The 17790-nt window shown below is 45.7% G+C and carries 25 protein-coding genes; 10 read left to right on the top strand and 15 right to left on the bottom strand.

The window, feature by feature from the left end; all coding sequences use genetic code 11:
• Positions 1-141: 141 nt before the first annotated feature.
• From GO620_RS04675 to GO620_RS04665, 3 genes are read right to left on the bottom strand one after another with little or no spacing between them, the layout of a single operon-like run.
• Positions 142-1692 (bottom strand): phosphatase PAP2 family protein, encoded by a 1551-nt coding sequence (locus GO620_RS04675; RefSeq protein WP_157526737.1) that lies wholly within the window; start codon positions 1690-1692, stop codon positions 142-144.
• A gap of 10 nt (positions 1693-1702) precedes the next feature.
• Positions 1703-2668: a hypothetical protein gene (locus GO620_RS04670; protein WP_157526738.1), complete on the bottom strand. Its 966-nt coding sequence runs from the start codon at positions 2666-2668 to the stop codon at positions 1703-1705.
• Positions 2669-2676: 8 nt separating this feature from the next.
• Positions 2677-3489, bottom strand: coding sequence for a hypothetical protein (locus GO620_RS04665; protein WP_157526739.1), 813 nt, complete (start codon positions 3487-3489; stop codon positions 2677-2679).
• Between GO620_RS04665 and GO620_RS04660 the strand changes: the two genes are divergently transcribed.
• Entirely contained in the window at positions 3482-3640 is a 159-nt protein-coding gene (locus tag GO620_RS04660; RefSeq protein ID WP_200230677.1) for a hypothetical protein, read from the top strand. The genes GO620_RS04665 and GO620_RS04660 overlap by 8 nt on opposite strands.
• On the opposite strand, the gene GO620_RS04655 is transcribed toward GO620_RS04660, so the two are convergent.
• The 12 genes from GO620_RS04655 to GO620_RS04600 all read right to left on the bottom strand — a co-directional run bounded on the left by GO620_RS04655 (position 3637) and on the right by GO620_RS04600 (position 12384).
• Positions 3637-4179: a hypothetical protein gene (locus GO620_RS04655; protein WP_157526740.1), complete on the bottom strand. Its 543-nt coding sequence runs from the start codon at positions 4177-4179 to the stop codon at positions 3637-3639. The two genes, GO620_RS04660 and GO620_RS04655, sit on opposite strands and share 4 nt — an antisense overlap.
• Before the next feature lie 88 nt (positions 4180-4267).
• A complete protein-coding gene (locus tag GO620_RS04650) occupies positions 4268-4879 on the bottom strand; it encodes an alpha-ketoglutarate-dependent dioxygenase AlkB family protein (protein ID WP_157526741.1) in 612 nt (203 codons plus the stop codon).
• Positions 4880-4940: 61 nt separating this feature from the next.
• On the bottom strand, positions 4941-5351 hold the full coding sequence (locus tag GO620_RS04645; protein WP_157526742.1) for a VOC family protein: 411 nt from the start codon (positions 5349-5351) through the stop codon (positions 4941-4943).
• Positions 5352-5410: 59 nt separating this feature from the next.
• Positions 5411-5836, bottom strand: coding sequence for a helix-turn-helix domain-containing protein (locus GO620_RS04640; RefSeq protein ID WP_157526743.1), 426 nt, complete (start codon positions 5834-5836; stop codon positions 5411-5413).
• An 11-nt stretch (positions 5837-5847) separates the two neighbouring features.
• Entirely contained in the window at positions 5848-6108 is a 261-nt protein-coding gene (locus GO620_RS04635) for a hypothetical protein (RefSeq protein WP_157526744.1), read from the bottom strand.
• 150 nt (positions 6109-6258) lie between these two features.
• A complete protein-coding gene (locus GO620_RS04630; protein WP_157526745.1) occupies positions 6259-7065 on the bottom strand; it encodes a hypothetical protein in 807 nt (268 codons plus the stop codon).
• Between the two features lie 105 nt (positions 7066-7170).
• A complete protein-coding gene (locus tag GO620_RS04625) occupies positions 7171-7554 on the bottom strand; it encodes a DUF3037 domain-containing protein (protein ID WP_157526746.1) in 384 nt (127 codons plus the stop codon).
• A complete protein-coding gene (locus GO620_RS04620; protein WP_157526747.1) occupies positions 7532-8329 on the bottom strand; it encodes a HipA family kinase in 798 nt (265 codons plus the stop codon). The genes GO620_RS04625 and GO620_RS04620 overlap by 23 nt, the downstream gene beginning before the upstream one ends.
• 8 nt (positions 8330-8337) lie before the next feature.
• On the bottom strand, positions 8338-9528 hold the full coding sequence (locus GO620_RS04615; RefSeq protein WP_157526748.1) for a DEAD/DEAH box helicase: 1191 nt from the start codon (positions 9526-9528) through the stop codon (positions 8338-8340).
• Between the two features lie 233 nt (positions 9529-9761).
• Positions 9762-10253, bottom strand: coding sequence for a beta/alpha barrel domain-containing protein (locus GO620_RS04610; protein ID WP_157526749.1), 492 nt, complete (start codon positions 10251-10253; stop codon positions 9762-9764).
• Entirely contained in the window at positions 10250-10717 is a 468-nt protein-coding gene (locus GO620_RS04605) for an RNA polymerase sigma factor (protein WP_157526750.1), read from the bottom strand. The genes GO620_RS04610 and GO620_RS04605 overlap by 4 nt, the downstream gene beginning before the upstream one ends.
• Positions 10718-10809: 92 nt before the next feature.
• Positions 10810-12384, bottom strand: a complete 1575-nt coding sequence (locus tag GO620_RS04600; RefSeq protein WP_157526751.1) for a carboxylesterase/lipase family protein — start codon at positions 12382-12384, stop codon at positions 10810-10812.
• An 89-nt stretch (positions 12385-12473) separates the two neighbouring features.
• Between GO620_RS04600 and GO620_RS04595 the strand changes: the two genes are divergently transcribed.
• The 9 genes from GO620_RS04595 (at position 12474) to moaA (ending at position 17789) form a co-directional block, all read left to right on the top strand.
• Positions 12474-12689, top strand: coding sequence for a hypothetical protein (locus GO620_RS04595; protein WP_157526752.1), 216 nt, complete (start codon positions 12474-12476; stop codon positions 12687-12689).
• A 181-nt stretch (positions 12690-12870) separates the two neighbouring features.
• Positions 12871-13257, top strand: coding sequence for a response regulator transcription factor (locus tag GO620_RS04590; RefSeq protein WP_244139460.1), 387 nt, complete (start codon positions 12871-12873; stop codon positions 13255-13257).
• An 81-nt stretch (positions 13258-13338) separates the two neighbouring features.
• Positions 13339-13821 (top strand): molybdopterin-dependent oxidoreductase, encoded by a 483-nt coding sequence (locus GO620_RS04585; RefSeq protein ID WP_157526753.1) that lies wholly within the window; start codon positions 13339-13341, stop codon positions 13819-13821.
• A gap of 5 nt (positions 13822-13826) precedes the next feature.
• Entirely contained in the window at positions 13827-14573 is a 747-nt protein-coding gene (gene modA / locus GO620_RS04580) for a molybdate ABC transporter substrate-binding protein (protein WP_198173616.1), read from the top strand.
• Between the two features lie 3 nt (positions 14574-14576).
• The gene (gene modB / locus GO620_RS04575) at positions 14577-15254 is read left to right on the top strand and encodes a molybdate ABC transporter permease subunit (RefSeq protein WP_157526754.1); all 678 of its coding nucleotides are present in this window, start codon (positions 14577-14579) and stop codon (positions 15252-15254) included.
• Positions 15251-16090, top strand: coding sequence for an ATP-binding cassette domain-containing protein (locus tag GO620_RS04570; protein ID WP_157526755.1), 840 nt, complete (start codon positions 15251-15253; stop codon positions 16088-16090). Before modB ends, GO620_RS04570 begins: the two co-directional genes overlap by 4 nt.
• A gap of 51 nt (positions 16091-16141) precedes the next feature.
• The gene (gene moaD, locus GO620_RS04565; protein ID WP_157526756.1) at positions 16142-16381 is read left to right on the top strand and encodes a molybdopterin converting factor subunit 1; all 240 of its coding nucleotides are present in this window, start codon (positions 16142-16144) and stop codon (positions 16379-16381) included.
• A 1-nt stretch (position 16382) separates the two neighbouring features.
• Positions 16383-16793: a molybdenum cofactor biosynthesis protein MoaE gene (locus GO620_RS04560; protein ID WP_157526757.1), complete on the top strand. Its 411-nt coding sequence runs from the start codon at positions 16383-16385 to the stop codon at positions 16791-16793.
• A gap of 3 nt (positions 16794-16796) precedes the next feature.
• Positions 16797-17789 (top strand): GTP 3',8-cyclase MoaA, encoded by a 993-nt coding sequence (gene moaA / locus GO620_RS04555; RefSeq protein WP_157526758.1) that lies wholly within the window; start codon positions 16797-16799, stop codon positions 17787-17789.
• Position 17790 lies beyond the last annotated feature (1 nt).

Below are 17790 nucleotides of genomic sequence, written 5' to 3'. Positions count from 1 at the left end.
ATCTGGACGGCCCTGTGGGCTTTCCGCTGCAATCGCTAACGCGACTCATAAACCGATACGGGCAGCTTATTACAAAAAAACGCCCGGTAACCAGCCGGGCGTTCAAACCAAATTATATAAAGAATCAACTAAACTCCGTTATTAATTGTCGGCACCGTCTGCCTTTGCTTTTGCAACGGCATACAGGCCAACTTTGCCGCCCGTAACCAGGCCCATCTCGCAGTCAATGCGATAGTGGATACCACCGTACAAGCGCGACATGGCAGCTTCTTGCGCCATATCTGTAAACTTGCTGCCCCTATCGGGAAGTATGTAACTTAAATAAGTTGCCGCGGCGGCGCTAAAGTTCGAGTGCCCTGATGTATAAGCCGGGAAGTTTGGCACCCCTGTGTATGTTTTTACATTTGGATTGATCTGCGACGGCCTTGCGTTAAAATAAAAATACTTGGTGTCCCAGCATACAATGCCGGCATCCATCATGGCCATGTTCAGGTAAGCCATATTACGCGCCCATCGCACTTCGCTCCAGTTTTGTTTAATAAACTCAGTAGCGGCAATATAGTCCCAGTGCCCCGGCGGGGTGTAAGTACCCACACCGTCTGCCCAAAAGGCAACGGTGGCGTTTTGCTGGCGGGTAATATTGGCGGCAAGATTATTTACTTCATCAACCTGTTTTTGAAACTCGGCACTTTTTACAGAAGGTGGCGGAGGCGGGCGTAAAGCGATAACGGTAAGCGAATCAAACAGGAAAGTTTTAACCTTGCTGAACAGCGGCAGCATCGGCGGTCTTTTTGGCGACTCTAAGCTGATCCATGGCGTCTCACCTGTCGCGGCAGTATTTGTTTCCAGCGCGCTCCATATTGCAGGCGTACCAATTGCGGCACCTGCCCTGTCCCCGCGTGCACGGGTTACAAATTTTAAAGCCACTTGGCGGCCTAAAGAGAAACCTGCATCCCAGTCGCTGCGGGTATTAGCACCTGCAGCCAAACGATAGTTTTCCTCATCGGCGGCTTTTTGCTCAATATAGGCTACCTCAGTCGGGAACAATAATTTCATGGTTTCTACCACTGTACCCGCAACCACGGCATCTTCGCTTGGGTATGATGGCAGGTCTGATTTTGGGATCAGCGCCTGTACACCTGCGTCATTCTTATACGGCGCTGCGCGGTTGTATAATTTTTTAAAGTGATAAGCAGCAATCAAAGCGTCATACTGTGCTGCACTTACATAGGCGTAAGAACGTGCCGCATACGGCGGGTTGCTGAACGGGAACTGCGGATATTGAAACGGATTTGCCGCGTTTGGCGCAGGGTATGTGCCGTCGTTATTCTGATAAGGTGGCAGATTGTATTTTGCAACCAGTTCGCGCAAGATCTCATTCCAGCGCAAAACGGCGCCTGCACTCCAGTAATTGATATTGGCCTGCTGATCTTTGGTCAGGTTTTGCTGCATTGCTTTCACTTCATTAATATCAGCAGTGTAAGCAGTAGAGCCCACAGCATCAGGCGTAGCAACTGTAAGGTCGCTAAAGCCTGTTATTAATATCGGTTTCCAGTTATCGGCATTAAGGTCCTGGCTTGCAGGTGCCAGCGCACTAATGGTTTGCGTAGTAGATATCATCTCCTTTTTGCAGGCAGACAGTACCAAACCTGCAATTGAAAACAGCAGTACGTTTTTAAATATATTCTTCATCTTAGTCATCTTATTTTTCGTTAACTGCTTTAATTACAGTTTTATTGGTTTTCTTTCTCTTGTTAAGGCTAAACAGATAATCTATACCGCCGCCCACCATGGTGGTTTGGCCAACGTTGCGGCCCGCCACAACCCTGCTGCCACCGGCACTAAGTTCAAGCCCCGATTGGAATGAATATTTAAAGTTCAGGCCGAGCGAAGTAGCATTCATGCGATTACTTGGGAAAGGCATATTGTTTTTGGTGATATCAAAGCCGCCCAAAGTGGTATTGTTATCAACAATAGCCTCGGCACGGAAACTGGCACTGCGATAACCCAGGCGGCCGTTGTAGTTCATTACATTAGGCATAGCCACCTGGTTACTGTAAATAAGTTGGGTAGTGTAGTAGGCCGGGCGGTCAATAGTAATGTCTTGCCTTTGATTATATTGGCCCGAACCGGTGATAAAGAAGTTTTTCACCTGGTAATCAAGCATACCCCTTATAGAAAAAGTTCTGCTGCGCACACCGATAGACATCGGCAGAAAATCTGCAACATAATTGGTGAGCGGCAAACTGTAGCTGCCAATAGCATATGCAGATAGTACGCCACCACCAACCACCGTTTCAAGCGGCATGTATTTAAGCGTAAAATGCAGGTCCTGAACGCCTTTTTGGTTGGCTAATGTGCCGGCCGTTGCATGCGTTGCTACATAAGGCGCGGCGGCGATAAGGTTGATATTATTTGTAAGGCCATATACCACAGCCGCGGTATACATTTTGGTGCTTACGGTACCCAGGTTGGCATTATCGCGGTTGAAAGTACCTTCCCAGTAATGGTCCCAGCTGCCATAGTTATACATAAAAGCAGGGCAGATGTAGTTTTTAGGGATCATGATGGCGTCATTCTCTGTCTGGCCGCTGGCATTGATCGTTACAGCCAGGAAACAGCCTATGAGCCATATTTTGCTAAAACGGTTAAGTAAGGTTTTAATCATATCGAGTTTTAATTAATAGGTTTGGTTTTGTGTGATGTAAAGTTTAAGGTAAAGCCCTTTGAGGTTTGGAACTGGAGGGACATCAATAGCGCAAGGATGCATCCATAGCTGCCGCCGCGTTCAACCCATTCAAAGACTTCCCAGTGTGGATAAAATAGTTCTGTGCTTATCTTCCAGATAAACAGTATAAGAAGCAGGCTTTTAACAGGCTTTACCAACACGGTAAGCGCTGCAAAAAGCTCAAACATACCCGCGGTAAAAGCTACGTTAACAGGGTTAGCAAAACCCAGGCGGGTGTATTGGTCTATCAATCCTTTCTTATGGATAAGGTTAAGCCAGCCGTGACCGGCCAGTAAAAGAAATACCAGTACACGCAAAACGTTTGTTAATTGCTTTGATCTTGCTTCGCTGATCTTTATCTCGGGCGATATAAGTGTAAACCAGCCTTTAAAGGTATCTGGCAACCCAACCAACATAAGCAGGCATAGCGGCGCGCCAAAGTTGCCGGCACGCTCTATCAGCTCTGCAAATGGCTCGCCGGACAGCGGGCGAAGGGAAGCGGTAACCAGTCCCCAAATCACCAGCCAGCCTGCTATAGCCCTTACCGGGTAAACCAACATGGTAATACCAAGGGCAATATCTGCCGCGCCAACCCATGGCATTAGCTTAAACGCCATGTCATGGCCGATGCCAAATACCGCGAAATAATTAGCCCAAATAGGCTTAGTTATGATACCAAAGGCGCCGTGCCCGATAAAGCACATAGCTACCGCCAGTCGTAGAACAAAATATAGCTTTTGTTCTGCACTAAGATTGTACATAAAAACATTTGCTTACCGCAACGCAGCAGCGCACGATAAAATTTCAATAAAACAGTTGGTTGCGCCGGGCAGAAATGTTGCAGACTATCTGCAAAAGCAGGCTATACGCGTTATTATACGCATACAACCACAAGCCCGAAAGGTGGGTTAAACGGTTTCCGGTGGCAGAAAAGGAGTTTCTGCAACACCTTGAGCAACAGAAATGGCTTTATAAAAGCCAAATTGTTTTATGACAGTCGCTCTGTTATTGGGTTGAAAGGCAAAGCTTTCGTAATGATAAATATCGTCTACGCTCTTTTTAATAAGCGGAGCATCGTGTTTACTTACAGGCACATCTGCAATCTCCTTTACCTTGATAACGTTATTGCTCACCAACCTTGTTTTTTCATAGTTGGGTACACATTTAACATACATGGTATCGGCCGTAAGTTTTAGCTTTACGTAGTTGTAACAAACATTTTTAAACTGTACCTGACCGCTAATAGACTCGTAGTTTCTCCAGCTGGTAACGTAAGGCAGGTTGACAGGAATTTTAACCTCTATCAACTCGTTAACGTTGTATTGGTTCTTGGCGATGTGCTCATTCATCACCTTATCGCTTTTGTAAACAAAGTATTGGTACAACGCGTAGTAGCCTGCCAGATTAAACAGGTGGATACTCAATAGCGCTATGGCGAAAAACTTTCTCAATACGGTTTACAAATAATTAGTTACCGTAAATATCAGTTATTCAATTCACATCTCCAAATAGTTGTGAGAATTCTTGATGGCTATACGGTCAAACCGTTTTGCTTACGCGAAAAGTAAGGTTGATCCTGGGTTTGATTATGTTGACCGACTTAGCAATCCTGTGCTGCCAGTCTTTTTGAAAGTCGTTTTTCATGAACAGATACGACCCGCTCTCAAGCGGGATGGAATATTTTATGGCGTGGTCATCTTTGCGCCGTATGTCAAATGAACGTGTGGCGCCCAGGCTTAATGATACCACAAATTTGTTGCGGCCTTCCAAGCCGTCGCGGTCGTCATGCCAGCTTACAGAGTCATTGCCATCGCGGTAGTAATTTAGTAGAACGCTGTTAAATTCGATCCCCGACTCCACTTCTACCCTTTCCTTCAAACTCAATAACTCCGGTGTCCAGTCATGCGGCGCCAAGCCGTCGCCATTAAAAACCGGGTCGATATTCCTGTCGCCAAACCAGGCAGTAAGCCGGGGCGTCAGCACCGCCTTGCCATACATGATCACAGAGCGTTGTGTCCACGGCGAAGTATTTATTAAATGCTGCAACAAATCTGCGCTTTCTCCGGCGGTTATGAAGCCCGGAAGGTAATCCAACAACCCGGGAAGGACCTCCCGCTTCTGCGAAGCGCCAAAAATATCCATCTGCGACATGCGGCAACATTAACAAAAAAAATGCCGCCAAAAGAAAAGCCGCCTTATCGGCGGCTTAATACTATTTCTTTTGTCCTAACGAAAACCAGTTGCCCGAGTCGTCTTTAAATAAGGCCTCATAACCATAAAATTCTTTAGTTGGCTCTTTTGTAAATTCAACGCCTTTTGACTTCAGTTCTTCGTAAGTAGCCTGCAGGTCGTTGCATTCAAACACGCCAAAACCAAAGGTGCCGTTCTTAACCAGGTCGCGCATCTTTTCGGCGGCTTCGCCTTTGAACATCATCCCCTCTGATATAGCCATCAAAGAGATCTCAAGGTCGGATTGTTCGGGTGGTGTAACCGTTAGCCAGCGCATGCCCGGCCCCATCGCCGCGTCTGTGTGCACTTTAAAGCCTAACTTGTTTACGTAAAAATCAAAAGCACTGTCCTGATCAAGGACAAAAATGCTTACATGGTTTAATTTGGTGATCATCGTTTTTTCTTCAAAGAAAACGAATGCCAACCGTCGCGTCTTATCGAAAATTGCGAATCTTATACCCAGCCCTTCTTCTCAGCAAAGCAATTGGGTATGTATTTGTGCGGAGATAACAATATATCCTTCCGGCGTTCTAAAGCACGCTGTCTGTATAGCGCCGGCGACAGTTTAAAAACTTTTTTAAAAAGCGCCGAAAAGGACGGCACGCTGTCGAAGCCTACTGCGTAGCAGGTTTGGGATACACTTGTACCTTTCTGTAATAGCAATGATGCCTTATCGACCCGGACACGGGTAAGGTATTGGTGCGGCGTATAGTTGTACGCCGCCCTGAATAACCTTATAAAGTGGAATTTGGAGAAAAATGCCTCGTCGGCAATATCATCCAAATTGATGGGCTCGTGGTAATTCGTATCGATAAACAATTTGGCATTTACCACGCGCCTGTATAAATAGACATTTGGATAACGGGGCTGCGTTTGCATGCCCTAAGATATTAATTTTCTTGCGGCCGGGCCTCTGCAGCAGGCGCTTCTTTTTGCTCGCCGGCAATGCTCTTCTTATCGATCTTGATGTCTTTAGCGATCTTCTTTGAAAGTTGTTTAGACGCCTTCTCTATTAATTTAGAAAGTTTTTTTGAGTCGTGACCCATTTGTGCAACTATCTCATTAACATCTGCTGCAACCTTTGCCGCTATAACTTTTTTAGTCTCTTTACGTGCTTCTTTAACCAGTAATCTTAATTCGGCTTTTTTCATGGAATGTGCTGATAATTTGAGCGCGAAGTTAGGTTACGCAAAAGTTAATATCACATTATCATTATGTTAACAAACTTGTTACGGGTTAACATTCAGCAAAAAAGGCACCTGCGGTAAGCAGATGCCTTAAAAAAAGATTTAACGTATAACTTATTGTTTATGAATGCTATAACCCAGCCCAACACTGAACGAAACGAAAACGGCGCTTTGATTTTTGGTTGGTGAGCCGTCTAACGTATGGTCACTAAATTTCCAATCGCCGCGGGCGGCATTAATGTAATAACCCGCTCTTATGCCGATAGGGATGCTGCGGTCTATGGTAACGCAATCTGTCACTTTTGATTTCATTTTGATGTTGTAATCCAAACCGGCGCCAAGCTCGATGCCGAAGTTGCCCTGGTAATAGGTTTTGCTTGATGTGCTGGCCAGTAAGCCTGTTGTAAAATTGTTTACAGTATTCTCGCGCGCTTCGTCTTTCAAGTGCAGCATAGCGCCGCTAAAGTTTAGCCCTGCAAACGGAAAGAACGACACCGGCTGACCTTTAGTAACATTATATCCTGCCCTAAAATATGCCTGCGCCTGACCGAAACTTGCCTTAAAATTATTGTTGCGCGATGTAGTGAGCGGCGTTAAACCTAAACCATCTTCAAAAATCCATGCGCCGTGGATATGGTCCATAGTCAGGTTTAAAAATATATCGCTGTTACCTAAAGACGGGATACCATTTGCATTCAGCGCCTGGTTTATCTGGTCGAGGTTGTAGTGGCGATAAGTTACCTGTATGCCTGCGGCGCCTGCAATGTTGTGTTTCCACATAGCAGCGTTTTGGCCTGTAGCATAATCTGTTTGGGTGGTGGCAGCAACAGGTTGTTTGTCCTGATCTGTAGTTTGTGCTTTTGCGACATTTGTTGCCGAAAGACCGGCAACGAGTGCTAATGTGTAGAATATCTTTTTCATGAGTAGATGTTTAAAAAACAATACGTAGTCAACGCTTAAAGGCGTCAACCTTTATTTTGTTCTTAAACACTTACGATTTTTCAAAGCTTAAAGTTGTGCGGGCTGTCACAAAACCAACTGAGCGAATAACTTATCGAGTGTTTGATTGGCATCAATACACAGGCCGGGGTGCACTTTTGATGCCTGTACGACTGTACTTTTTGCGGCGGTGATCCATCTGAATCGAGATGGCGCGTCCAGTAAAGCGATGGGCCCGCCATTTTTTTCGCCGTTGCATATTTTGTTTAACGCCTGCAAGTTATCTTCTATCTCATCAACGTTGCAGCTTGCGCAAAACGCGGTGAGTTTCCGTGCATCGACCACAAATTTTAAATGCAGGAACTTTTGCTGCTTGCAGTATAATATTACGCCCACATTTAAAAACTCTTCGCGCTCTACCCTGGGTACCACGCGGATTACGGCATACTCAAATAAGTGTTTCTCTTGCATGATCAGCCTGGTTAATAAATACGTTTGATACGGCGATGCGGCGGGTAAGGAATTGATAATACACCTCGCGCACTTCCTGCGGCTGGTTGCCATCAAAACCATCTGCAAGCCATACATCGGGCAGCAGGTTTACTATTTCCCTTATCTTCCCGCTGGTTAATATCGCCTTAAATTCTGCATCCACCGCTTCCATTTCTGTTGCCAACGGAAGCAGCACATGATCTTTAATGTTGAGGAACGGTTTGGTGGCCTGCTCTTCCCAATTGCTCCAGTTGTGATGAAAATATAAAGCTGCGCCGTGGTCTATCAGCCACAGTTCCTTGTGCCACATTAGCATATTGGTGTTGCGGGCGGTGCGGTCCACGTTGGTAAGCAAACTATCCAGCCAAACTATTTGCGAAGCCAGTTTAGCGTCGGGGCGGTTAACTACCGGATCAAAAGTTATGGCACCCGACAGATAATGCAGCGCCAGGTTTAACCCTGTGCTTCCCTTGAGCAGGTCTTGTATCTCTTCATCAGGCTCGGTACGGCCGAAGGCTGTGTCCAGGTTGGCAAACACCAACTCGGGTATTTTAAAGCCAAGCGCTTTGGCTATCTCACCGCCAATCAGTTCTGCAATGAGCGCCTTAACGCCCTGCCCTGCCCCGCGGAACTTCAGCACATATAAAAACTCGTCATCGGCCTCGGCTATAGCGGGTAAAGAGCCCCCTTCGCGCAAGGGAGTAACATACCGGGTTACATTAACTGTTCGCAACTGCAATGTTTCTGCTGGCATGAGCTTATTTAAGATGAAGCTTTGCTTTGCCCGCCGCCACCTTTATTACGGTTGCGGTTATTGCGGTGGTTATTATTACGGCGGCTTTTGCGCGGGTGGTTAAACTCTATTTTATCATGCGGTACTTCGCCTAATTCGGCAGGCAGTGTCACCTCTTCTATCTTGCGGTCAATAAGGTCCTGGATATTATTAATGCGGCGCTCGTCCTGCCGGTTTACAAAAGTGATGGCGGTACCTGTTGTCTCGGCGCGGGCGGTGCGGCCAATGCGGTGAATATAATCTTCGGGGTCGCCCGGTACATCATAATTCACAACCAAGTCTATGCCTTCTACATCGATACCTCTCGACAATGCATCTGTGCCGATAATTACCGGAAGTTTGCGGTTCTTAAAATCGAGTAATATTTGCTCGCGTTCGTTCTGCGCAATGTCCGAATGGAAAGCTTCAACCTCAAATTTCGCATGCTTCAGGTCTTTGGCCAACGCTTTTACTTTTTCTTTGGTCGATGCGAAGATGATACCGCTTTTAAATTCGCCGCTTTTTAAAATAATCTGCAGCAGATGGCTTTTTTGCGAATCGTGAACGCGGTACACCTGTTGCAAAATGCCTTTGGCAGGTTGTGATATGGCAATATTAACCTGGGCGGGATCTTTCAATATTGATCGGGCCAATGTGCGGATCTTTCCCGGCATGGTGGCAGAGAACATGAGCGTTTGGCGATTGGCCGGCAGAAAAGTGATAATGCGCATAATGTCCTGAAAGAAACCCATATCCAGCATTCGGTCGGCTTCGTCCAAAATGAAATGCTGTAAATGATCCAGCTTTAAAGCGCCCGACGACAGAAAGGATATCAACCTGCCCGGCGTAGCGATCACGATATCAACCTTGTTGGTGATGCCGCGTTTTTGCTGTTCATAAGCAATGCCATCGCCCCCGCCAAACACAGCAAGCGAACTGATGTTGGCAAAGTATGCCAAGCCTTCTACCTGCTGGTCTATTTGCTGCACCAGCTCGCGTGTGGGACCAAGTATAAGAGTATTAATCTGCTGCTGGTCTGTCCGGCTGATGCGGCTTAAAACCGGCAAAAGATATGCACCGGTTTTACCCGTACCTGTTTGCGCACAGGCTATAATGTCTTTACCTTCTAAAATAATGGGTATAGCCTGTTGTTGTATAGCTGTGGGGGTGTTGAACCCCATACTTGAGATGCCTTCGTTTAAAGGCTCACTAAAATTAAAATCCTTAAAAGTCACTTGTTTGTATAAAAGTGCAAGGTAGGGAATTTAGACCATAGACCGTAAACTATAAGACTATAGACGATAGTCCATAGATTCTGGTTCATAGTCTGTAGACCATGGTTTGTTGGCTCGATTATTCACAATATGACGATCGAGGGCAATTGAGGTGGTATGAATGAGTCACGACCGGAATATTATTTTCTGATCTGCTTCAATTCAGTTTTTAAATCCTGGATTTGCTGTTGCGCCTGGCGGTTTTCCAAATAGAAATATATGGCGCAGCCCAAAAATATTTTGCCTAAAACAAACACTGCCGCGAAAACCCATTTCCAGGCTTTATGCACGCGCATCTGGTCAGACACTTCTTCTACCTCTATATATTCAGATCCTTTTGTCGCCTTCTTTTCCTGCGGCCGGGTATACTCTTTAAAAAGTACAGGTTCCTTATCGGCAAGCATCACTTCATTAAGCTGCGATTCTATCTTATTCCAGGTATCCGCCGGCGGTGGTATGGCCATTAAACCTGCAATACGTTCCACATCAACCTCAAGGTTGTGTAAAGCCATTTCAACTTCGGGGTATACCTTTTGGATACTTAGCAACTCAGTTACTTCCTCGGGCGTTGCCATACCCAGAACGTAGCTTTCTAAAATGCCGCTTTCTATGTATTCCTCAATATTCTTCATGCACTATTCCTCATTATAGAAAACGCTTCTTTCAATATTCTTCTGACAGCTTCTTCTGTGATCTTTAATTCTGCCGAAAGGGCCGCTGTAGATTGACGATGATAATAGACGTTGCAAAAAACTATCCGTTGCTCATTTGACATCAGCCCCAGAAATTTGTTACGTGCTATAAAACTGCCGATGGCTTTTAAACCCTGCGCTTCATTGTCGCCGGCCTCTTCAACCATATTGTTCACCTTATTGCGCGCCATGGTTTGCAACTGCACCCAAACACTTGCGTTGTTGGTATTCAATTCGTCAAGTTGTTGGGTAATATCCTTAAAAATATCTACCAGGTATTGTTCGGCAAGACTTCGGTCTTTTACTATGTGATAGATGAAACCATACAGCATAGCGCCGTACTTATCATACAGATCGCGCACGGTGTACACCGGCCTATCTAATACTAAATGCTGTTTATTCATTTACCAATAAACAAATGGGATCAATCTAACAGTTAACTAATTAGGAGCAAATTACTTTGTAAAAATAATGAATTTTAAGTTAAAAACGAGCCCTATTTTACATACTGCTTATCCAAAAACAGATATCTGTTGCGGGTAGTTTCTGTCTCGGCTTTGGTGTTTGCGTTTATGTTGATGTATTGTGCAGGAACACCTGGTTTCACAGCCGGCCACTTAGGTAAACCTTTTCCATTCGGGTTGCCTGTTTTAATGAAGTTGGCAAAGTACTCTTCCATTGTTGCCGATGCCTTTTCGTCATCTGCAGTCCAAGCGTAAACATTATTGCCTGCAAGGTTACCCAGTGCATATTCGATCTCAGACGCGTGCGAAGCACCTGCAGGCGGATATTTTCCTGGCTTCACCGGTCCGGGGTTAACCATTGCAGGGCGCATTTTAGAGAACAGGTAACGGTAAACAGGTTTTCCACCGGTTTTCGCCGACTCGTCAAGCCATTTCCACGTACTGTAAACAATAAACCTGTCGCTGGCTAAGGCGGTGGCCGATGTGATTACCTGCGCTGTATCCTTACCCGGGTAAAGCATTAAAACTTCGCCGGCATTGTTTGGATAAAGGCCCTTTACTGTCTTTTCATAGTTTGCAGGTGATGGCGCATCATTACCCATCAAAGCCTGGAAAGGCACTTCGGCCGAGTTCCAACCTGCTAAAAGCGGCACATGGGCCTGCTCGCCTGCAGCGTAAATATCATTCGGTGATTTCGGCAGGAAATAGCCGTCTATCGCTGTACTCATCCTGAAGTAGCCGGGTTTACTTGCGTCGGCCAATAATTTATCGGCCGGTATAGCACGCAGGTCTGCCAGTGTGCTTACCCCTTCTTTTGCGGCAAACGCCTCGCCCAGTTTTTCGCAATCCACAAGCGGCATTGGTGCCAGTGTCGGCTTAAAGGGCGCACCGCTCTCTCCAATCGCTCCCGCGATCAAATTCCTGGTCAGTGGTGATGCCATTTGTGCGGCAGTAGAAATAGAACCCGCCGATTCGCCCGCGATGGTGATCTTATCAGGGTCGCCGCCGAAGGCGGCTATGTTATGCTTTACCCATTGCACGGCAGCACTTTGATCCAAGTAGCCATAATTGCCCGATGCATGGTGCGGCGATTCTTTGGTCAATTCGGGGTGGCTAAAAAAGCCGAATATTCCTAAACGGTAATTTACCGTAACAGCGACAATTCCTTTAGTGGCCATGCTCTCGCCGTCATAACGCGGCTCCGAGCCGTCGCCGCCAACTAAACCACCACCGTAGAAATATACCAATACCGGCAATTTCGCTGCTGAGGTTTTGGCAGGTGTCCAAACGTTCAGGTACAAACAATCTTCTGTAATACCCGATGAGCGGAAAACCATGTCGGCAAATACCCTGCCTTGCATGGCTTGCCCTGCAAAATGGTCTGCTTTGCGTACGCCCGCCCAGTTAGCGGCAGGTTGCGGTTCGCGCCAGCGCAGGTCGCCCAAAGGCGGTTTTGCAAATGGCACACCAAGGTATACGGTGATGTTACTTTTTGGCAGCGATATGCCCTCGAGTGTCCCATTTTGGACTTTAACCGTGGGTTGTGCAAATGCTGTTGCTGCACATAATAATGCGGCCGCAAGGCTGTAAGTGATCTTCGTTCTCATAGCTTTTAATTGGTGTTTCAAGATATAGAAATATCACAATATCCATGTGTTGAACTAAAACAATTGGCGCCCCGTAGACTTTATCCTGCATGAAAAGGATAATTGGTTTTTTGCTTATTATAGCAGGGGCTGTGATGCTGGTATACGGCGGCTTTACCTATACCAAAAAAGAAAAGGTGATTGATGCCGGCCCGATACAAGTATCTGCCGACCGTGAAAAAACGGTAGCCTGGCCGCCGTACGTTGGAATAGTGTTACTGGTTGGCGGCATTGTCATGGTTGCCACTGCAAAGAAAGGCGAATAGTGTAAACTGAATACAGACACTATCAGTTGTAACCACAAACCTGCCTGATTATCAAAAAATGGTCAAATATCTGCATGAAGCTTTTGTGAAGTCTTTTATTTGCAGATTTAATATTGTAATATTGTTAGACAACCAACCGTTAACTCTTGTATCGCGAAACATCTACATTAACCTGTGAAATATGGAACTGACAAATAAAACCATACTGGTTGCAGATGATGATGAGGCTATCGTTGATGCAATACGCGGCATACTCGAATATTCGGGCCATGAAGTTTTGCAGGTATATGACGGAACCTCTGTGATGGACGCGGTAAAAGGTCGCCCCGATCTTATCATTCTTGACATTGCCATGGGCGGCCATGACGGGCTTACTGTTTGCAAACAGCTTAAACGCCAGGCCTCAACCAAAAATATACCGGTTCTGATTATCTCTGCCGGGCACAACGTACACCAGCCATCTTTAGAAGCAGGCGCGGACGATTTTTTAGCCAAGCCATTTGAGATGGAAGACCTGCAAGGCCGCGTAAATACGTTGCTGGCTAAAACCTCTGCTTTGGTTAACTAAAAAGGCGCAATATTTTTCTGCCTGCTATTACTTTCCGCTTTTTGTTATATTTTGCGTACATCTAACACCAAGGCCTGCCCAATGAAAACAAGGTTTTTAACCGCTGTTGCGCTGCTATGCCTAACGTTGTGTGCAAATGCGCAAACGGTGGCCGTCAGCGGAGATGTAACATCACCCTTCAAAATAACTGCATCAACGTTTACTGCGATGAAGCAAATTACCGTCGACGCAAAAGGCCACGACGGTAAAGACCACAAATACAGCGGTGTTTTGCTTGCCGATATTGTTAACCAGGCAGGTGCATTACCCAACGGAAAACTGAGCGGTAAGACATTGGCTAAATACATTTTAATAAAAGCAGCAGATGGTTATCGTGCCGTTATAGCCTTGCCGGAAACCAACAGCGAGTTTAATGACAAGAATATCATTTTAGCTGATAAAGAAGATGGTAAATTGTTACCAGCCTCTAACGGCCCGTTCCAGATTATTATCCCGGGCGAGAAAAAATGGGGCCGATGGGTAAGGCAAGTAACCGGTATTGAAATCAAAACTGCTAAAGACTAACGTTTGTGAAAAAGACAATAGCCTTTTCCTTCATTTTTTTACTACTTGGTTTAGCGGCATCGGCGCAAAAAATGCGCCTTGCAGTAGCCGCTAACGCTCAATATGTGGCACAGCAATTGGCAGATGAATTCAAAAAACAGACCGGTATTTCTACTGAACTCATTGTAAGTTCGTCCGGAAAACTTTTTGCTCAAATAGAGCAGGGCGCACCTTTTGATGTATTTATGTCTGCGGATATGAAGTACCCGCTGGAATTGGAAGCGAAGAAACTGCTATTAGAGAAACCGAAGATCTATGCGTATGGTCAATTGGTACTTTGGGTACCTGATGGTAAAGCCAGCCCGGCTGCATTGAAAGATCTTTTACTGTCAGATTATACAAAAATTGCTGTAGCTAACCCGCAGTTAGCGCCTTACGGACAGGCAACGGTAGAAGCACTTAAGAAGCAACAATTGCTCACCGCACTTCAATCGAAGATCGTTTATGGCGAAAGTATAGCCCAGGTAAATCAATATCTTCTTACCGGCGCGGTACAAGCCGCTTTTACGGCTAAAGCAATTGTACTAAGCCCCGAACAAAAAGGTAAAGGACGGTGGATAGATGTTGATGACAGCCTTTACTCTCCCATTGCTCAAGGTGCGGTTTTGCTAAAATCGTCGAGGGTAAATAATTATGAGGACGGACGAAAGTTTTATGCTTTTTTATTCAGCCCATCGGCAAAAAAGATATTAGCTGCTTACGGTTACAAATAGCACATGGCAGACCTGCAACCACTTTGGCTAAGCTTTAAACTGGCTGCAGTAACCACCATCTTTCTGCTTGTTATTGGTTTGCCAATTGCAGCATGGCTTTCGGAAAGCAAGTGCAGGTTAAAACCGTTGGCAGAGGCGCTCATCAGTCTTCCATTGGTATTGCCGCCTTCTGTTATCGGTTTCTACTTACTTATAGCATTTAGCCCTGCAAACGCTTTCGGTGGGTGGCTTGTTTCATGGTTTAATATTCGTCTGCTGTTTACCTTTAGCGGACTGGTAGTTGGCTCTGTGTTGTATAGTTTGCCTTTTATGGTGCATCCTGTTCAATCGGCATTACAATCGTTACCGCGGAATTTAGCTGAAGCCTCGTATACCATGGGCCGCTCAAAAACCGAGACTTTCTTTAAAATTCTGCTGCCGAACGTCCGCCCCGCCTTGATTACCGGTACCGTTCTTACTTTTGCACACACTTTAGGGGAATTTGGTCTGGTTTTAATGATCGGCGGAGGTTTGCCAGGCGTAACCAAAGTAGCTTCCGTCGCGATCTATAACGAAGCGGAGGCGTTAAATTTTCACGCCGCGCACGTTTACTCCGCAATACTGTTGGTAATATCGTTCTGTATATTATTAACCGTCTATACCGTAAATAAAGGGCGGACAAACAAACGGGTAGTGATATGATCAGCGTCGACATCAACACAAATTTGAAATTCGCCGATGCAACAGAACTATCTGTTCAATACCAATTTCAATCAGGGGAAATCTCAGGCATTTATGGCCCCTCCGGAGCGGGCAAAACTACTTTACTAAATATCATTGCAGGATTGGTCAAGCCGGAAAAAGGTGTGATCGAAGTGGACGGCGTTGTGTGGCTCGATACCGATAAGAAAATAAATATTCCTGTTCAGCGGCGCAACATAGGCTTTGTCTTTCAGGATTACGCTTTGTTTCCGAATATGACGGTGCTGCAAAACCTGAGATATGCGGCAGGTAAAGCGGCAGATAACAGCCATATCGAGCATTTACTAACAATTACAGGATTAGATCGTTTCAAGAACGAGAAGCCTGATAACCTTTCGGGCGGGCAAAAGCAACGCGTTGCACTGGCAAGGGCATTGGCAGGTAAACCCAAATTGCTGTTACTTGATGAACCGCTATCGGCTACAGACCATTTAACCCGGATCGAATTGCAACAACAAATCCTTCAATTGCAGCAGGAATATCGCTTCACGGCTATAATGGTGAGCCATGATAAAAAGGAGCTTTCTGCTTTGACAACAAATGTTTTGAAAATCGACAACGGAAAAATTGTAAACATCGGTACGCCATCACAGATCTTTGGCGCGGATAGGACCTATATAACATTAACGGCAAAAGTTATCGGCGTCGAAAACAATGTAGCACAAATTGAAATAGGTGATCAGGTTGTCAAAATTTATAACCGCTCCGGGCTGGTGGTAGGCGATCTTATAAATATCGGTTTAGATACCATCGACGCGCTCATCACCAGGAAGTGACCTTTCATAGATAACCAATAAAAAGGGTACATTAGCGTTGATAATACTGATATGCAGATATTACTTTTTGGCATCACCAAAGACATTGTTGGTCAGTCGCAACTGACGTTGCCCGAAGGTGAAACTGTAGGCAACGTCAGCCAACTTAAAACTTGGCTGTGCAAACAATATCCCGAATTTAATAACTTAAGCTCGCTGGCCATCGCGGTAAACAGTGAGTATGCGGACGATGATACCCTGATCGATTCTCAAAGCGAGGTGGCGCTCATTCCGCCTGTAAGCGGTGGTTGATATGCTTATCAAGATCATTGACCATATTGATATACAAGAGGCGTACAAATACCTCAATAACGATGGTGCCGGCGCGGTAAACGTATTTTTAGGTACCGTCCGGGATAATAGCAAAGGCAAAAAAGTGAGGCAATTGGCGTTTGAAGCTTATGAGCCTATGGCGCTTAAAGAGATGCAAAAAGTGGCTGAGGCAGCAGCAGAACGATGGCCTCTGCTGGCAATAGCGATAATTCACGTAACCGGCACTAAAAAACCGGGCGAAGCTGTTGTGTTAACAGGTGTATCATCAGCCCACCGTGACGCATCGTTTGAGGCATGCAGGTTTTTAATTGACGAATTAAAACGCACTGTGCCGATTTGGAAAAAAGAGTTTTACGAAGATGAAAGTGTTTGGGTAAATGCCCATCCGTAATAAATGAACCAAAGTTTATTAGTTGACCAATATGGCCGCAGGCTCAATTATCTGCGCCTTTCTGTTACAGACCGCTGTAACTTTAGGTGCTACTATTGCATGCCCGAAGAAGGTATAAACTTTGCCAAACGCGCTGACCTGTTATCATTTGATGAGATGTTTCGCCTGGCGCAGGTATTCTGTGGGTTGGGTGTAGACAAGATACGCATCACCGGCGGCGAACCTTTTGTAAGAGATGGCATTATTCCGTTTTTGTATCGCCTTCGAACCATCGAAAACCTAAAAGACATTACTGTAACCACAAATGGCACCTTGACTGCAAGGCACCAATCGGTATTAAAAGAGTTGGGCATCACGAAATTGAACATCAGCCTGGATTCGCTGGATGCCACCCGGTTTCACCAGATCACACGCCGCGATAGTTTTAATGGAGTATTTGGCGCGATCATGACGATGTTAGAGGATGGTTTCGACATCAAGTTAAATAGCGTGGTAGCAGAGCGCAAGAATGTAGAAGATATTCTTCCATTTGTTGAATTAACCAGGAACCACAATCTTGCCGTCCGCTTCTTGGAAGAAATGCCTTTTAACGGCAGCGAACACTTTGCCCATGACGGCTGGGACCATGTAAAGATTTTGGAACATATTAAAATGCATTATCCTGAGTTAGATGGTGTTGAAAGCGGGCCATCATCTACATCTGTTAATTACAAAGTCCCTGGTTATGTCGGGTCATTTGGTATTATCCCCTCATTTAGCCGCACGTTTTGCGGCACCTGTAACCGCATACGCTTATCTGCCACGGGTGAACTACGTACTTGTTTATACGGCGCACCGAACGCCAATCTGCGCGACGTGTTGCGGAATGGCGCAAGCAAAGAAGAGTTAGAAAACCTGCTGTTGGGTGCTGTGGCAAAGCGCGCAAAAGACGGCTTCGCTGCAGAAAAAATGATACCGCATTCCTTTAATACGTCCATGTCTGTTTTAGGTGGCTGAT

The organism is Mucilaginibacter ginkgonis, from assembly GCF_009754905.2.
In the GTDB taxonomy this organism is placed as follows: domain Bacteria; phylum Bacteroidota; class Bacteroidia; order Sphingobacteriales; family Sphingobacteriaceae; genus Mucilaginibacter; species Mucilaginibacter ginkgonis.
The sequence above is the reverse complement of the archived record's forward strand: the minus strand, read 5'-3'. Positions and strand labels throughout refer to the sequence as shown.

What these genes read in the sequence shown, in the direction of transcription:
- GO620_RS04650 (WP_157526741.1), bottom strand. Translation starts at nt 4,879, where the DNA reads ATGTCGCAGATGGATATTTTTGGCGCTTCGCAGAAGCGGGAGGTCCTT.
- GO620_RS04600 (WP_157526751.1), bottom strand. Translation starts at nt 12,384, where the DNA reads ATGAGAACGAAGATCACTTACAGCCTTGCGGCCGCATTATTATGTGCA.
- GO620_RS04640 (WP_157526743.1), bottom strand. Translation starts at nt 5,836, where the DNA reads ATGCAAACGCAGCCCCGTTATCCAAATGTCTATTTATACAGGCGCGTG.
- GO620_RS04635 (WP_157526744.1), bottom strand. Translation starts at nt 6,108, where the DNA reads ATGAAAAAAGCCGAATTAAGATTACTGGTTAAAGAAGCACGTAAAGAG.
- moaA (WP_157526758.1), top strand. Translation starts at nt 16,797, where the DNA reads ATGAACCAAAGTTTATTAGTTGACCAATATGGCCGCAGGCTCAATTAT.
- GO620_RS04645 (WP_157526742.1), bottom strand. Translation starts at nt 5,351, where the DNA reads ATGATCACCAAATTAAACCATGTAAGCATTTTTGTCCTTGATCAGGAC.
- GO620_RS04560 (WP_157526757.1), top strand. Translation starts at nt 16,383, where the DNA reads ATGCTTATCAAGATCATTGACCATATTGATATACAAGAGGCGTACAAA.
- GO620_RS04615 (WP_157526748.1), bottom strand. Translation starts at nt 9,528, where the DNA reads ATGGGGTTCAACACCCCCACAGCTATACAACAACAGGCTATACCCATT.
- GO620_RS04620 (WP_157526747.1), bottom strand. Translation starts at nt 8,329, where the DNA reads ATGCCAGCAGAAACATTGCAGTTGCGAACAGTTAATGTAACCCGGTAT.
- moaD (WP_157526756.1), top strand. Translation starts at nt 16,142, where the DNA reads ATGCAGATATTACTTTTTGGCATCACCAAAGACATTGTTGGTCAGTCG.
- GO620_RS04665 (WP_157526739.1), bottom strand. Translation starts at nt 3,489, where the DNA reads ATGTACAATCTTAGTGCAGAACAAAAGCTATATTTTGTTCTACGACTG.
- GO620_RS04625 (WP_157526746.1), bottom strand. Translation starts at nt 7,554, where the DNA reads ATGCAAGAGAAACACTTATTTGAGTATGCCGTAATCCGCGTGGTACCC.
- GO620_RS04630 (WP_157526745.1), bottom strand. Translation starts at nt 7,065, where the DNA reads ATGAAAAAGATATTCTACACATTAGCACTCGTTGCCGGTCTTTCGGCA.
- GO620_RS04590 (WP_244139460.1), top strand. Translation starts at nt 12,871, where the DNA reads ATGGAACTGACAAATAAAACCATACTGGTTGCAGATGATGATGAGGCT.
- modB (WP_157526754.1), top strand. Translation starts at nt 14,577, where the DNA reads ATGGCAGACCTGCAACCACTTTGGCTAAGCTTTAAACTGGCTGCAGTA.
- GO620_RS04605 (WP_157526750.1), bottom strand. Translation starts at nt 10,717, where the DNA reads ATGAATAAACAGCATTTAGTATTAGATAGGCCGGTGTACACCGTGCGC.
- GO620_RS04570 (WP_157526755.1), top strand. Translation starts at nt 15,251, where the DNA reads ATGATCAGCGTCGACATCAACACAAATTTGAAATTCGCCGATGCAACA.
- GO620_RS04595 (WP_157526752.1), top strand. Translation starts at nt 12,474, where the DNA reads ATGAAAAGGATAATTGGTTTTTTGCTTATTATAGCAGGGGCTGTGATG.
- GO620_RS04585 (WP_157526753.1), top strand. Translation starts at nt 13,339, where the DNA reads ATGAAAACAAGGTTTTTAACCGCTGTTGCGCTGCTATGCCTAACGTTG.
- GO620_RS04610 (WP_157526749.1), bottom strand. Translation starts at nt 10,253, where the DNA reads ATGAAGAATATTGAGGAATACATAGAAAGCGGCATTTTAGAAAGCTAC.
- GO620_RS04675 (WP_157526737.1), bottom strand. Translation starts at nt 1,692, where the DNA reads ATGAAGAATATATTTAAAAACGTACTGCTGTTTTCAATTGCAGGTTTG.
- GO620_RS04670 (WP_157526738.1), bottom strand. Translation starts at nt 2,668, where the DNA reads ATGATTAAAACCTTACTTAACCGTTTTAGCAAAATATGGCTCATAGGC.